Annotated in this window: 1 rRNA gene; it reads right to left on the reverse strand. The window is 55.9% G+C overall.

The annotated features are described in order from the left end of the window. Nucleotides 1-1,554, reverse strand: a 23S ribosomal RNA gene (locus AB0H32_RS48325); the annotation flags it as partial.

Here is a 1,554-nt window from a genome sequence, read left to right on the forward strand (position 1 = left end):
ACTTACACTCAACACCTGATTGCCAACCAGGCTGAGGGAACCTTTGGGCGCCTCCGTTACTCTTTAGGAGGCAACCGCCCCAGTTAAACTACCCATCAGACACTGTCCCTGATCCGGATCACGGACCGAGGTTAGACATCCAGCACGACCAGACTGGTATTTCAACGACGACTCCACAAACACTGGCGTGCCTGCTTCAAAGTCTCCCAGCTATCCTACACAAGCCGAACCGAACACCAATATCAAACTGTAGTAAAGGTCCCGGGGTCTTTCCGTCCTGCTGCGCGAAACGAGCATCTTTACTCGTAGTGCAATTTCACCGGGCCTATGGTTGAGACAGTCGAGAAGTCGTTACGCCATTCGTGCAGGTCGGAACTTACCCGACAAGGAATTTCGCTACCTTAGGATGGTTATAGTTACCACCGCCGTTTACTGGCGCTTAAGTTCTCAGCTTCGCCTGGACGAATCCAAGCTAACCGGTCCCCTTAACGTTCCAGCACCGGGCAGGCGTCAGTCCGTATACATCGCCTTACGGCTTCGCACGGACCTGTGTTTTTAGTAAACAGTCGCTTCTCGCTGGTCTCTGCGGCCACCCCCAGCTCGAGGAGCAAGTCCTCTCACCAGAGCTGGCCCCCCTTCTCCCGAAGTTACGGGGGCATTTTGCCGAGTTCCTTAACCATAGTTCACCCGAACGCCTCGGTATTCTCTACCTGACCACCTGAGTCGGTTTAGGGTACGGGCCGCCATGAAACTCGCTAGAGGCTTTTCTCGACAGCATAGGATCATCCACTTCGCCACAATCGGCTCGGCATCAGGTCTCAGACTCGTGCTGTCCGGATTTGCCTAGACAGCGTCCTACACCCTTACCCCGGGACAACCACCGCCCGGGATGGACTACCTTCCTGCGTCACCCCATCACTCACCTACTAACCGCTTGGTCCGGCGGCTCCACCACTTTCCTTTCCCCGAAGGGTCCGGAACGGCTTCACGGCCTTAGCATCACGATGCTCGATGTTTGACGCTTCACAGCGGGTACCGGAATATCAACCGGTTATCCATCGACTACGCCTGTCGGCCTCGCCTTAGGTCCCGACTTACCCTGGGCAGATCAGCTTGACCCAGGAACCCTTAGTCAATCGGCGCAAACGTTTCTCACGTTTGTATCGCTACTCATGCCTGCATTCTCACTCGTCAACCGTCCACAACTACCTTCCGGTGCTGCTTCACCCGGCAGACGACGCTCCCCTACCCATCACAGCACCCGTTGGGGCTATATGCTGCAATGACACGACTTCGGCGGTACGCTTGAGCCCCGCTACATTGTCGGCGCGGAATCACTAGACCAGTGAGCTATTACGCACTCTTTCAAGGGTGGCTGCTTCTAAGCCAACCTCCTGGTTGTCTGTGCGACTCCACATCCTTTCCCACTTAGCGTACGCTTAGGGGCCTTAGTCGATGCTCTGGGCTGTTTCCCTCTCGACCATGGAGCTTATCCCCCACAGTCTCACTGCCGCGCTCTCACTTACCGGCATTCGGAGTTTGGCTAAGGTCAGT

The organism is Streptomyces sp. NPDC020362 (assembly GCF_040642095.1).
Lineage (GTDB): Bacteria > Actinomycetota > Actinomycetes > Streptomycetales > Streptomycetaceae > Streptomyces.